Annotated in this window: 15 protein-coding genes; 12 read left to right on the top strand and 3 right to left on the bottom strand. The window is 62.4% G+C overall.

The window, feature by feature from the left end; genetic code table 11:
• Positions 1-59: 59 nt before the first annotated feature.
• From rlmJ to M9955_18655, 4 genes are all read left to right on the top strand, one after another.
• On the top strand, positions 60-920 hold the full coding sequence (rlmJ, locus tag M9955_18670; GenBank protein MCO5083669.1) for a 23S rRNA (adenine(2030)-N(6))-methyltransferase RlmJ: 861 nt from the start codon (positions 60-62) through the stop codon (positions 918-920).
• A 77-nt stretch (positions 921-997) separates the two neighbouring features.
• Positions 998-1,414 (top strand): hypothetical protein, encoded by a 417-nt coding sequence (locus M9955_18665; protein MCO5083668.1) that lies wholly within the window; start codon positions 998-1,000, stop codon positions 1,412-1,414.
• 101 nt (positions 1,415-1,515) lie between these two features.
• Positions 1,516-2,157 carry a ribonuclease T2 gene (locus M9955_18660; GenBank protein MCO5083667.1) on the top strand — a complete coding sequence of 214 codons (642 nt, stop codon included), beginning with the start codon at positions 1,516-1,518 and terminating at the stop codon, positions 2,155-2,157.
• A gap of 67 nt (positions 2,158-2,224) precedes the next feature.
• Complete coding sequence (locus M9955_18655) at positions 2,225-2,824, top strand: glutathione S-transferase N-terminal domain-containing protein (protein MCO5083666.1); 600 nt, start codon at positions 2,225-2,227, stop codon at positions 2,822-2,824.
• Between the two features lie 49 nt (positions 2,825-2,873).
• On the opposite strand, the gene M9955_18650 is transcribed toward M9955_18655, so the two are convergent.
• Positions 2,874-3,533 carry a porin family protein gene (locus M9955_18650; protein ID MCO5083665.1) on the bottom strand — a complete coding sequence of 220 codons (660 nt, stop codon included), beginning with the start codon at positions 3,531-3,533 and terminating at the stop codon, positions 2,874-2,876.
• 386 nt (positions 3,534-3,919) lie between these two features.
• On the opposite strand from M9955_18650, the gene M9955_18645 reads away from it, so the two are divergent.
• The 7 genes from M9955_18645 (at position 3,920) to M9955_18615 (ending at position 11,053) form a co-directional block, all read left to right on the top strand.
• Positions 3,920-4,678 (top strand): SDR family oxidoreductase, encoded by a 759-nt coding sequence (locus M9955_18645; GenBank protein MCO5083664.1) that lies wholly within the window; start codon positions 3,920-3,922, stop codon positions 4,676-4,678.
• Positions 4,675-6,750, top strand: coding sequence for an excinuclease ABC subunit UvrC (uvrC, locus tag M9955_18640; GenBank protein MCO5083663.1), 2,076 nt, complete (start codon positions 4,675-4,677; stop codon positions 6,748-6,750). The genes M9955_18645 and uvrC overlap by 4 nt, the downstream gene beginning before the upstream one ends.
• A 97-nt stretch (positions 6,751-6,847) precedes the next feature.
• A complete protein-coding gene (pgsA, locus tag M9955_18635; GenBank protein MCO5083662.1) occupies positions 6,848-7,438 on the top strand; it encodes a CDP-diacylglycerol--glycerol-3-phosphate 3-phosphatidyltransferase in 591 nt (196 codons plus the stop codon).
• A 16-nt stretch (positions 7,439-7,454) separates the two neighbouring features.
• The gene (gene moaD, locus M9955_18630; protein MCO5083661.1) at positions 7,455-7,706 is read left to right on the top strand and encodes a molybdopterin converting factor subunit 1; all 252 of its coding nucleotides are present in this window, start codon (positions 7,455-7,457) and stop codon (positions 7,704-7,706) included.
• A gap of 1 nt (position 7,707) precedes the next feature.
• Positions 7,708-8,181 carry a molybdenum cofactor biosynthesis protein MoaE gene (locus M9955_18625; GenBank protein MCO5083660.1) on the top strand — a complete coding sequence of 158 codons (474 nt, stop codon included), beginning with the start codon at positions 7,708-7,710 and terminating at the stop codon, positions 8,179-8,181.
• Between the two features lie 85 nt (positions 8,182-8,266).
• The gene (locus tag M9955_18620) at positions 8,267-8,689 is read left to right on the top strand and encodes a YbaY family lipoprotein (GenBank protein ID MCO5083659.1); all 423 of its coding nucleotides are present in this window, start codon (positions 8,267-8,269) and stop codon (positions 8,687-8,689) included.
• A gap of 135 nt (positions 8,690-8,824) precedes the next feature.
• Entirely contained in the window at positions 8,825-11,053 is a 2,229-nt protein-coding gene (locus M9955_18615) for an EAL domain-containing protein (GenBank protein ID MCO5083658.1), read from the top strand.
• A gap of 79 nt (positions 11,054-11,132) precedes the next feature.
• Here M9955_18615 and ndk read toward each other — a convergent pair whose 3' ends face one another.
• Positions 11,133-11,555, bottom strand: coding sequence for a nucleoside-diphosphate kinase (gene ndk / locus M9955_18610; protein MCO5083657.1), 423 nt, complete (start codon positions 11,553-11,555; stop codon positions 11,133-11,135).
• A gap of 89 nt (positions 11,556-11,644) precedes the next feature.
• Positions 11,645-12,340, bottom strand: coding sequence for a glutathione S-transferase family protein (locus M9955_18605; protein ID MCO5083656.1), 696 nt, complete (start codon positions 12,338-12,340; stop codon positions 11,645-11,647).
• Between the two features lie 65 nt (positions 12,341-12,405).
• Between M9955_18605 and M9955_18600 the strand changes: the two genes are divergently transcribed.
• Positions 12,406-12,918 (top strand): DinB family protein, encoded by a 513-nt coding sequence (locus tag M9955_18600; GenBank protein MCO5083655.1) that lies wholly within the window; start codon positions 12,406-12,408, stop codon positions 12,916-12,918.
• Positions 12,919-13,086: the final 168 nt, after the last annotated feature.

Raw genomic sequence — 13,086 nt, 5'->3', positions numbered from 1 at the left:
CCAATCTAGCGGCTTTGCGCCGCCGCGTGTAGAGCCAGACGAACACCGGGTTGCAATCTATGAACTATCGCCACGTCTACCATGCCGGGAACTTCGCCGATGTCGTCAAGCACGCGGCTCTGACGCGGATCGTGGAATACCTGAAGAAGAAGGAGGCTTCCTTCCGTGTGATCGACACTCATGCGGGACGCGGACTCTACGATCTTTCCTCGGCCGAAGCGCAGAAGACAGGGGAATGGCGCGATGGAATCGGCAGGGTCATGGAAGCGAAACTGCCGCGCGAGGCCGCACTGCTACTCAAGCCCTATCTCGACGCCGTCGCCGCTTTCAATCCCGAAGGCGGGCTTCGGCAGTACCCCGGATCGCCGCTCATTACCCGTGCTCTGCTGCGCAAGCAGGACAGGCTCTCGGCAATCGAGTTGCACCCCGAAGACGCCGAATCGCTCGCCGCGCAGTTCGAGGGTGACGTGCAGACGCGTGTCATCGTACTGAACGGCTGGCTGGCGCTCGGCGCGCATCTGCCGCCCAAGGAAAAGCGCGGCCTCGTGCTGGTGGACCCGCCCTTCGAGGAAGCCGGCGAGTTCGACAGGATGGCGGACGGCCTTGCAAAAGCCCATCGACGCTGGCCGGGCGGGGTCTACGCGTTCTGGTATCCGATCAAGGACCGGCGCGCGGTCAACGCATTCCGCAGCGCGCTCAAGGACAGCGGAATCCCGAAGATCACCGACATCGTATTCGAGATCCGCGCGGCCTCCTCCGAACCGCGGCTGGACGGCTGCGGCATCGCGGTAGTCAATCTGCCCTATGGTTTGGCAAAGGAACTGCACACCATTCTCGCCGCCCTGAAGCCTCTGCTTGGCGAGAATGGAGCCGGCCGCTTCGCCATCAACGTGCTGACCGGCGAGAACGGCGGCGCTTGACCGGCTTCGCGCAAGCCAGCACAGTAATGGTCGCGCAACGACTCGGGCCGCAGCCGCGGCGCTTTGGGAGCATTTTCATGAGACGCAGCTTCTCGCTGATCGCCGCCGCGCTGCTCGGAACCATCATGGCCGGAGCCACCGCCGCGAGTGCTGGCGACCGTATTCCGCGCGAATGCGAGGACAGCGGCATCCTTTCGCGCATCAGCGCCAAATTCCGCTACCAGGTGCGCAACGTGCCGAATCTCCCGGATGTCTCGATCGAGGAGTTCCGCAGAATCCATCAGCATCGCTACCTGCCTTATGCCGAGGACCATCCGATCGCGCGACGTTACTGCGGCGCTACCGCGCTGCTGTCGGACGGCCGCAAGAAGGACGTATGGTATCTGATCGAGGACGGGATGGGCCTTGCCGGAATTGGGCAGAACGTCGAATTCTGCGTTGCCGGCTTCGATCGCTGGATGGTCTATAACGGCCGCTGCCGCGTGCTGTGGTAGGTCTTTCGCGGGCAAGTGAGGTCGCTGCGCCGCCTTATTCCGATCTGCATCCCCGCTCTCGCGCTGGTCTCCGGCTGCGATTCTTCCAGCGATACCGGACTGTGCCGAACACGCCGGTCGTCCAGATCCAGCCGGCGGCGAAGCACGACGGCGACGCGGTGCCGGTCGGCTCCGGCTTCGATTTCTATGTCCTCTCGCTGTCCTGGTCGCCGAGCTATTGCGAGGCGGAAGGGGCTGAGGCCAATCGACAGCAGTGTTCGGGCGGCCGCCCCTATGCCTTCGTGGTCCACGGGCTTTGGCCTCAGTATGAGCGCGGCTATCCGCAGGACTGCGCCACGGGCAAACGCGACGTGCCGAACGATGCCCTGCACAGCCTCTACGACATCATGCCTTCCGCCGGACTGATCCGCCATCAGTGGCGCAAGCATGGCAGTTGCGCAGGGCTGTCGCAAAGCGACTATTTCAAGGTGGTGCGCAAGGCTCGCAACGTCATTGCCGTGCCCGGCGAATTCGCGCGGCTGGACAATTACCGGACCGTCTCGCCGCAGGATGTCGAGCGCAGTTTCCTCCGATCCAATCCTTCCCTGCCGGCGAATGCCATCGCGGTGACCTGCGACAAGCGGTATCTGCGCGAGGTGCTTATCTGCCTCACCCGCCAGCTTTCCTTCCGCGCCTGCGAGGAGGTCGACCGCCGCGCCTGCCGCTCGTCGAAAGCCGTCATGCCGCCCGTGCGCGGTGGATAGAACGCCGCAGGCCCATTGCCGCGCTTGGTCCGAAAGCATAGCGTGCGCGCGGATTCTGGAGGAAAACATGCCGAAAGTGCTTTGTTCGCCCGCCTCGCCCTATAGCGCGAAGGTGCGGATTGCGGCCGCCTATGCCGGCCTTCCGTTCGTCGAGGCGACGACCGACACCGGGTCGCAACCCGAATCGCTCACCGCGCTGAATCCCTTGGGCAAGATCCCGGTGTGGATCACCGACGAAGGCCGCGCGATCTTCGACAGCCGGGTCATCACGCAGTACCTCAACAGGGAATCCGGCGGAAAACTCTTTCCGCGCAATCCGGCCAAGCGACTGGACGCCGAACAACTGGAGGCGGTAGCCGACGGCATCTGCGACGTGCTGCTCGCGCATGTCTACGAACGCCGCATGCGGCCGGCGGAAAAGGTGCATGAGGAATGGCTCGAACGTCAATGGAGCAAGGCCGTGCGCGCCCTCGATGCGCTCTGCGCCGACATGCCCAAGCTGCCGCAGAAGATTCATGCGGGGCACATCGCCCTGCGCGCCGCCATCGGCTATCTCGACCTGCGCTTTGCCGGGAAGTGGGAGCGCGGCCACACAAAGCTGAAGCGCTGGGCAGCACGCTTCGACCAGAAGTTCCCCGAACTCGCCAGACTGGTTCCTACCGCATAGAAAAAGAGCCGGGACAAGCCCGGCTCCTTCGCATCCGATCGCTGGTGGATCAGAATTTCATACCGACGCCGAAGGTAATCCGGTTGTCGGTCGAGTCGATGCTGCGATCACCCGCACCGGTGTTGAAGTCGGCGCTGCCATAGTCCGAGTAGCGATACTCGACGCGGCCGAAGACCTGCTCGGTGACCTTTATGTCGGCGCCGACGCCTGCCGTCCAGCCGACCATCGAATTGGTGTCGGAACCGACAGCGTCTCGGATTTTCAGGCTCTGCGCGGCACCACCGGCGGTGCCGTAGAGCAGCACGTCAGGCGTTACGGAATAGCCGAGGCGACCGCGCAGCGATCCGTCGACACGCGACTCCGATTCGACGCCGGCATTGGCGCCGTCCATGCCGTTGTAGTTCACGTCGCCTTCGACACCGTAGACGAAGTTGCCGTTCTGCCACTGCATGCCGGCGAAACCGCCGCCGATGAAGCCGTCGGTGTCGATGTCATTGCCGTTGTCGTCAGTGGTTCCGGCGAAGCCGTAGCCGGCGGAAAGACCGATATAGGGACCGGCCCAACTGGCCACCGGAAGCTCCTCGATGGGAGCCGGGGCCGGCGGCTCTTCCATGACAGCGTCAGCCGCGAAAACGGGCACAGCGCCCAGAAGCGCGACGATGCCTGCCGCGGCAAGCGATGAACGCGCGAACTTAGAAACAGTCTTCATTTCCATACTCCTTGGCCCCAACTCGCGGGCCTCCTGCGAATTCCGTCCCACACCGTTCCCGCCAAACGGCCTGCGGGGCTCACGGTTCCAATTTCGTGTTCAAATGCGGCTGAAGCGTTCCGCAATCAGGGTGATTGCCGGGCGAGAATACGGCCGAAGCATGATGTTGCCATGTCGCAACATGAGGATGTCAGCAGATGTGAGACTGTCGGAAAAACTCACTTGGATCAGAGGGTTGGGGTGCCTATATTCATCGCTGCGGTCGAGGCCTGCGCCGATTGCGCCGCAGCGTCACCTTTAGCCGCGCCACAAATGTGCCCCATGAATGAAGGCTTCGTTGCCGAGGCCGCCACATTCGGTCCAATCACTTCGTAGAGGAACGTCGCGTGAGAAACGCCGGAACGGCACTCGTCACCGGAGGCGCAAGGCGCATCGGCCGCGCCATCGTGGAGGACCTGGCAGCGAGCGGATTTTCCGTCGTCATCCACTGCAACCGCTCCACGGCCGAGGCTGAGGCTCTCGCCGCCGGTATCCGCGAAAAAGGCGATACGGCCGGCGTGGTCAGCGCCGACCTGACCGACCTGGAGGCGGCTGACGGACTTGTGCGGCGCGCCAGTGCCGTTTGCGGTCCCGTCGACCTTCTCGTCAACAATGCCTCGGCTTTCGAGCCGGATACCGCCGAGGATTTCGAATGGGATCGATGGGACCGCCATTTCGCGATCCATGTGAAGGCTCCCGTGCTGCTCACACGCCGCTTCGCCGAAGCGCTCCCTGACGGTCGCGAGGGGCTTGTGGTCAACCTGATCGACCAGCGTGTCTGGAGGCCCACTCCACGCTATTTTTCCTATGCCCTGTCGAAGGCTGCTCTGTGGGACGCCACGCGCACCATGGCGCAAAGCTACGCTCCGCGCATACGCGTCAACGCCATCGGACCCGGCCCGACGCTGGCGAATATCAGGCAGAGCGATGCCGATTTCCGGGCGCAGACGGACAGCATCCTGCTCGGCCGCGGACCGTCACTGGGTGAATTCGGGGCAACGATCCGCTATCTATGGGAAGCGCGGTCGGTCACCGGCCAGATGATCGCGATAGACGGCGGCCAGCATCTGGCCTGGCAGACGCCGGACGTGACAGGAAACGAATGAATTCGCAGAGAAACGCAATCCCGCCCGCGCCGCCACGGCCCGCGAAAGCGGCGACGGGCGTGGCGGACGACGTTGCCGGCTATCTGCCGGGCGACGACATAGACGATGACGATGCTCCCGCACCGGAAGTTGAAAACAATGCGCCTGCGGTCGACTTCACCACTATAGAATGGGACCCTTACAGGGGCGATGCCGAGGGCAAGGCAGGCGCGGAGGTGATCCACACGCTTGCAAGACGGTTGCCCAACCGGCCGGGCGTCTATCGCATGATGAACGCCGCCGGCGACGTGCTTTATGTCGGCAAGGCGCGCAGCCTGAAGAAACGCGTCACCAACTACGCGCAGGGACGCTTCCACACCAACCGCATCGGCCGGATGGTTCGCGAGACGACGACGATGGAGTTCGTCGTCACGCGCACCGAGACCGAAGCGCTTCTGCTGGAAGCCAACCTGATCAAGCGGTTGCGGCCGCGCTTTAACGTCCTGCTGCGGGACGACAAATCGTTTCCCTATATCGTGCTGACGGGCGATCATCCCTCGCCCGGCATCTTCAAGCATCGCGGGGCGCGCTCGCGAAAGGGCGACTATTTCGGGCCGTTCGCTTCGGCCGGGGCGGTCGGCCGCACGATCAATTCGTTGCAGCGCGCGTTTCTGCTGCGCACCTGCACCGATTCCGTCTTCGAAAGCCGGACGAGGCCCTGCCTGCTTTACCAGATCAAGCGCTGCTCCGGCCCTTGCACCGGCGAGATCTCAGTATCGGACTATGCGGAGTTGGTGGCCGAAGCGAAAGACTTCCTTTCCGGCCGCAGTCAGAAGGTGAAGGCGGAGATCTCTTCCGCCATGCAGCAGGCGGCCGAAAACCTGGATTTCGAACAGGCGGCCGTGTTCCGCGACCGCCTCGCGGCCCTTTCGCACGTGCAGGCGCATCAGGGCATCAATCCGCAGTCGGTGGACGAGGCGGACGTTTTCGCCATCCACACCGAGGGCGGCCAGAGCTGCATACAGGTGTTCTTCTTCCGCACCGGTCAGAACTGGGGCAACCGCGCCTATTTTCCGAAGGCCGATGCCTCGATCGAATCTGCGGAAATTCTGGGCTCGTTTCTGGCGCAGTTTTACGACGACAAACCCTGCCCGCGTCAGATCCTGCTCGCCAGCGGCATCGAGGAGCAGGAGCTTCTGGCGGAGGCGCTGTCGACGCGATCAGGCCACAAGGTGACGGTAAGCGTACCGCAGCGCGGCGAAAAAAAGGACCTGACCGAACATGCGCTGCAGAACGCCCGCGAGGCGCTTGGAAGACGGCTCGCCGAAACGTCGACGCAGGCTCGGCTTCTCGCGGGCTTCGCCGAGACTTTCGGGCTTCCGGGCGCGCCGACGCGGATCGAGGTCTACGACAATTCGCATATCATGGGCACGAACGCGGTGGGCGCGATGATCGTCGCCGGGCCGGAAGGTTTCGTGAAGAACCAGTATCGCAAGTTCAACATACGCTCGACCGACATCACGCCCGGTGACGATTTCGGCATGATGCGCGAGGTGATGGAACGCCGCTTCTCGCGGCTTCTGAAGGAGAACGCTGACGAAGCGAGAACGGACCCAGGTCGGGACGACGGCGCTTTTCCTGCCTGGCCGGACGTCATCCTGATCGACGGCGGCCAGGGCCAGATGTCGGCCGTGCGCGGCATTCTCGACAATCTCGGCGTTGCCGATCGCGTCGTCGCCATCGGCGTCGCCAAGGGTCAGGATCGCGAGGCCGGGCGCGAGCGCTTTTTCTGCGAGGGCCGGGGCTCGTTCACCCTACCCGTGCGCGACCCCGTCCTCTATTTCGTGCAAAGGCTGCGCGACGAGGCGCACCGTTTCGCCATCGGATCGCACCGGGCGCGGCGCAAGAAGGAAATGACGAAGAACCCGCTCGACGAGATCGCCGGCATCGGCCCGACCCGGAAACGCGCCTTGCTGCTGCATTTCGGAACGGCCAAAGCCGTGAGTCGCGCCGCCGTGTCCGATCTGGTGGCTGTCGACGGCATTTCGGAAGCCGTCGCGCAACTGGTCTACAACCATTTTCATGAGAAATAACGACTTGGACCTACCCTCGCCAACCGCAACGGGGCGTGGCGCAATTGACCGAGACACCGCCGCTCTGATTTGAATATATCCGGATTTGTTGGAACCCATGGCAAGACGCGCGTTCAATCTCCCGAATCTGCTGACGTATGGGCGAATTCTCGCGGTTCCGCTCATCGTCCTGTGTTTTTTCCTCGAAGGCAGGCTGCAATCGAGCGACTTCGCACGCTGGTCCGCGCTTGCGATCTTCGTGATCGCCAGCATCACCGATTATTTCGACGGCTATCTCGCACGGGCATGGCAGCAGACATCCAATATCGGCCGGATGCTCGACCCGATCGCGGACAAGCTGCTGGTCGCTACCTGTCTTCTGCTGCTGGCCGCCGATACCGATCGCACCATCGCTGGGTGGTCGCTCTGGGCGGCGATCATCATCCTTTGCCGCGAAATCCTCGTGTCCGGCCTGCGCGAGTACCTTGCGGCGCTGAAGGTCAGCGTGCCCGTGACGCAACTCGCCAAGTGGAAGACGGCGATCCAGATGGTGTCCATCGCCGTGCTGCTGGCCGGTCCCGCTCTGGACAAGATCGTCCCCTACGCTACCGAAACCGGCATCGCGCTGCTTTGGATCTCTGCCATCGTGACGCTTTATACCGGTTACGATTATTTCCGCGCCGGCGTGAAACACATCGTCGACGAGTAGCCGGTCAGGTGACGCGATGAAGCTGGTCTATTTCGCCTGGGTGCGGGAACGGATCGGAAAGGCCGGCGAAGACGTCGATCTGCCGGTCGAGGTGAAAACCGTAAGGGATCTCCTGCTCTTCCTGAAAGCGCGCGGCGACGGCTACGAGCAGGCCTTGCAGCATCCAGAAGTCATCCGCGTAGCCATCAATCAGGAGCATGTCGATCACCGCGAGCCCGTGGCTGGAGCGCGTGAAATCGCTCTCTTTCCGCCGATGACGGGCGGCTGAGATGCCTGCCGCGATCGTGCCGGTCGTGAGGGTGCAGGCGGACGATTTCGATCTTGCCGGCGAAGTGGGCGCCTTGACCGCCGGCCGCGCCGACATCGGCGCCGTGGTGACTTTTACCGGCCTCTGCCGTGGCGAGGCAGGCCGCCTCGCCGCACTCGAACTGGAACACTACCCCGGCATGGCGGAAGCGGAAATCTCCCGCATCGCCGGAGAGGCCACGGCGCGCTGGCCGCTTCAGGGGCTGACCATCATCCATCGCTTCGGTAAGATTCTGCCCGGAGAAAATATCGTTCTGGTGGTTTCGGCATCGGCGCACCGTCAGGCAGCGTTCGATGCAGCCTCCTTCATGATGGATTATCTGAAATCCCGCGCGCCCTTCTGGAAAAAGGAGCACCGCGTAGACGGTTCCGCCGGAAACTGGGTCGAGGCGAAGGAGAGCGACGGCGCTGCCGCGGATCGATGGCGATCCGGTTGATCGGCCCGATCGCCGCGACGCGTTCGCGCTCGCCTTGGAACGACCGCATTTCGATGACTCCTTGCGGTGAAGGAGGATCGTCGCGATGGTCGTCAGCAAGCTTGCGGAACTGCTGGTCTTCGGCTTTGCGCCGCTCGCCCTCGGCCTGATGATGTCCGGCACAGCCGACGCAGAAGAACGGATCATCCAGGGCGAGATCACCTATCGCGAGCGCATCGCCCTGCCCCCGAATGCCGTGGTCACGGTCGAACTTGCTGATGTGTCGCTGGCAGACGCGCCCGCGAGCGTGATCGGGCGTCAGGAAATCAAGAATCCGGGACAGGTGCCGATCAAATTCGCGATCAGCTACGACGCCGGCGTCATCCAGCCGAAGATGGCCTATGCCGTGCAGGCCAGGATTACCGTGGACAACCAGCTGTGGTTCATCAACGATACGCGCTATGCGGTAGACCCGCTGTCGCCACAGCCGGCGACGCTTGTCCTGAAATCCTCCCGCCAGAACCAGTAAGGCCAACCACATGAGGAGGCAGCGAGACAGAGCGTGGCGGGCGTCAAATTCCGTATCAACTGTTTCTGCTAATTAGCGTTTTCGCAATTTACGGCTGCTAGAAGCTTCGATCAGCATCGTCATGCCGCCGATCGAATGTCAGACCTCGTCTATCCTTTCCTTGCAGCTGCACAGTTCCACTGGTTGCTCGCAGCCGGGATAGCCATCGTCCTCGCCAGCGCCGTCAGCCTGCTGCGCTACCGCCGGCTCTACCAGCGGACGCTGCGAAACGAGCAGAATTACGCGACCCTCGTCGAGAATCTGTCAGAAGGTATCTACCGGGCGCTGCCGGACGGCCGCCAGATCAGCGCCAACAGGGCTATGGTCAGGCTCAACGGCTATTCGAGCGAAGCGGAATGGCTGGAGGCCGTCCGGAATCTCGGCAGCGACTGCTATGTTCAACCGCATCGCCGGCAGGAATTCCACGAATTGCTGCAGCGCGACGGGCGGGTTGAGGACTTCGTTTCCGAAGTTTACCGCCACAAGACGCGCGAACGGATCTGGATTTCCGAATCCGCGCGTCTGGTGCGCAACGAGGACGGTGTTCCGATGTTCTACGAAGGCTCAGTCCGGGAAATCACCGATACCGTCCGCAGACTGTCGGCCGAGGACCAGTTGCAGAGACTGAGCAGCCAGCTTCCAGGTGCGCTGTTCCAGTTCACGACCTATTCCGACGGCCACAGCGCAGTTCATTATCTCAGCGCCGGTTCGGCGCAGATCACCGGCGTTCCCATCAAGGAGATGATGGCAAATCCGGAACTGTTCACCCGCATGGTGGTGAATGCCGACAAGGACGACTATCGGCATTCGCTACAGGCGGCGGCGGAGAAGCTCGAAGCCTGGGACCACGAATTCCGCATCCGTGCGAAAGACGGAACCGAGAAGTGGGTGCATCTGCTCGCCTATCCGGAGCGACTGAGTGACGGCATAAAGTGGCACGGCTATCTCGCCGACATCTCCATGCGCAAGCGTCAGGAACTGGAGATCGAGGAACTGGCCTTCTTCGATCCGCTGACGCGGCTGCCCAACCGGCGCACATTCTTCCGGCGCATGTCCCGCTCGATTGCCGATTGCGCCGCGCGAGGCGACCATGGAGCGCTGCTTTTCATCGATCTCGATAACTTCAAGACGTTGAACGATACGCAGGGACACGACATCGGCGACCGTTACCTCGTCGAGATCGCCGAGAGGCTGCTGCGATGCGTCAGCGCGCGTGATCTCGTGGCGCGCATCGGCGGCGACGAGTTCGTGATCGTTCTGGAACAGCCGGGCGCGGCCGCCGCCCAGATGACCCGCGGCGCCATCATCGTGGCAGGTCGCATCCTGTCTGCGCTGCGCTGCGACTTTCAGCTCGGCGAACTGACGCATACCGGATCGGCCAGCGTCGGCATCGTGGTTTTCGACGGCTCGGAACCGCGGGTCGAGCAGGTTCTGAAGCGCGCGGACATCGCCATGTATCAGGCGAAGAGCGCGGGCCGGAACGGCATGGCCCTCTTCGATCCGGCAACGCTCGAGCGCGAACAGGAACGCTACCAGCTTCTCGGAGAACTGCGCGTCGCCTTTGCCGAGCGGCAGCTTGAGCTTCACTACCAGCCGCAATTCGATCACAACCGGGCGCTGGTCGGCGCCGAGGCGCTCGTGCGCTGGCGCCATCCAACGCGAGGCCTGATCGGACCCGAGGTGGTCGTGTCGCTGGTCAGCCAGTTCGGTCTGACCGCGGAACTGTCGGCATTCGTTCTGGAGAATGGCCTGAACGCGCTCGCCGCCTGGCAACGCGATCCGATCAGCGCCAATCTCCGCCTCGCGCTCAACATGAGCCTTGAAACCATCGGCAGTGAGGGTTTTCTCGTCTCATTCGCCCGGAGTGTGGTCGAACACAATATCGACCCTAGAAAGCTGACTTTCGAACTGATAGAGCACGTCAACACCCGGGATCAGCAACGCACCTTGGCGCATATGCGCAAGCTCAAGGAACTGGGCATCCGCCTGTCGCTGGACGATTTCGGCACGGGCTATTCATCCCTCACCTTCCTCAAGAACCTGCCTTTCGACGAAGTGAAGATAGACGGCAGCTTCGTGGCGGACATCGAGAAGGGGGACACCGACCGTGCTCTTATCAAGACCATGCTCTCCATGGCCAGCAATCTCGGCCTCATCGTGGTCGCCGAGCATGTCGAGAACGTCCGGCAGGAAGCCTATCTGAGGGCCTTCGGCTGCGATCTCTTCCAAGGCTTTCTTTACGCGAAACCTCTGCCGGAACAGGAATTCCTCAAGTTCGTGCGCGCCGAACGCTCGTCCTCCATTGCCGGACGGCAATCGGCCTAGCGGCGCGTTTCCGCAAAGAAAAAGCCGGGCTCCATAGCCCGGCTTCGTCATTTCCTGCCGATTGGCGGAGGCGATTTCTTCAGCCTACGATCTCGGTGTCCGAGAACCAGTAGCGGATTTCCTGTGCGGCGGTCTCGGGCGCATCCGAGCCGTGCACCGAATTCTCGCCAATCGACAGCGCATGCACCTTGCGGATGGTGCCTTCAGCGGCGTTGGCGGGGTTGGTCGCGCCCATCACGTCACGATTCTTGGCGATAGCGTTCTCGCCTTCCAGGACCTGCACCACCGTCGGGCCGGAGGACATGAACTCGACCAGTTCGCCGAAGAAGGGACGATCCTTGTGGACGGCATAGAATCCCTCGGCATCGCGGCGGCTCATCCAGACGCGGCGGGAAGCCACGACGCGCAGGCCTGCATCCTCAAGCATCTTGGTGATGGCGCCCGTCAGGTTGCGGCGGGTTGCGTCAGGCTTGATCATCGAGAAAGTGCGTTCGATCGCCATGTGAAATCCTTGTCTCAGGGGCAAATTTTGAAGTGGCGCGCTCTATACGCGGCCCCATCCGCCTTGCCAAGAGGCACGGTTTTCCTCATTCACGCGAGCGCGGGTACCCGGCGCGCGAACCCGCCATGCAGATCGAGGCAACGGGCTAACCAGTCGCTGATCGGATCGTCCGCCGGCAGAAATGGATAGCGCGACGTGATCCGCACCCATTGGAATGAACCGAAGACGATATAGTCCGCGAAGAGTGGCGACGAGCCGCCTATGAACGGCTGAAAAGTCAACATGCTGCGCACGGGTTCGAGCTTTTTCAGGAATTCCGCATGCCGCGCATCCCGCTCCGAGGCAACGCTTTCGAGACTGCGGCCATTGTTGCGCTTCTCGCGGCTTTCCCGAAAATAGGCCTGGTCGGCGGGCGCAAGGCAATCGTGGATATCGAGCATGGCGGCCGCGCCGAGGTAGGGGTTGACCATGGTCTGGCACCAGCGCTCGACGAAGCGGGCCAATGCACGCCCACCCTCGCCCCCGAAGAGCGAGGGGCGGTCGGGATAGGTATTTTCGAGATACAGCGCGATGTCGAAGGAATCCCCGACGATGCGATCCCCGTCGCGGATAACCGGAACCGTGGGAAATGCGCCGCCTTCGACAGCAGGCACCGCCGTGAAGCAGGTGGGAACGCTGCGGAAATCGAGTTCCTTGTGCGCCAGGGCCAGCGCTGCCTTCCAGCAGTGCGGGCTGAACGGACGGCTCGCGTCAGCGCCGACGAGTTCATAGAGCAAAATGCGCATTGCACTCTCCTTTTTTCGCGACCCTCTGCTAAAACGCGCTCGGGACGCGCTTTCGGGAGGCTGATTTGAAGCGGCATTTCATGATGTTCGCAGGCTACAACGCATGGGCCAACACGCGAATTTATGATGCCGCAGCGACGCTTTCGCCGGAAGAGTGGCAACGGGAGACCGGCGTCTTCTTCAAATCGCTCATGGGAACGCTCAATCATCTGCTTGCCACCGACCGCATATGGCTGAAGCGCATGACAGGCAGCGGCGATGCGCCGAACAGTCTCGACGCCATCATACACAAGGACTTCGACCGGCTTCGGGCTGCGCGCCAGGCCGAAGACCAGCGCATCGTCGAATGGCTGGATGCGCTCAGCGAAACCGATCTGCGCGGCCGTTTCAGCTATCTGACCATATCGGAGCTGCGCACCGTCTCGCAGCGCATCGCGCCGGCGCTTTCGCATCTGTTCAACCACCAGACGCACCATCGCGGTCAGGCTCACGCGATCCTGACGACACTTGGAAAGCCAAGCGTGGCGCTAGACCTCATTCTGTTCCTGCGCGCTCCGGAAGGGCTCCAGTTCGCCTAGAAAACCCCGGGAACTTGCGTGGCCATCGGGACGGCCGTGGATCTGACGGCAGACCTCGCCAGGAAACCTCGCCGGCTCCCGAATGCGCCTCAGGCGTACAAAATCCCGAGACATCTCTCGCACATTTAAATATAATTGCGATTAATCTGTTTAACTTCTGATAATTAA

This window comes from Rhizobiaceae bacterium, assembly GCA_023953845.1.
GTDB lineage: Bacteria > Pseudomonadota > Alphaproteobacteria > Rhizobiales > Rhizobiaceae > Arvimicrobium.
This window is presented reverse-complemented; position numbering and strand designations above follow the sequence as displayed.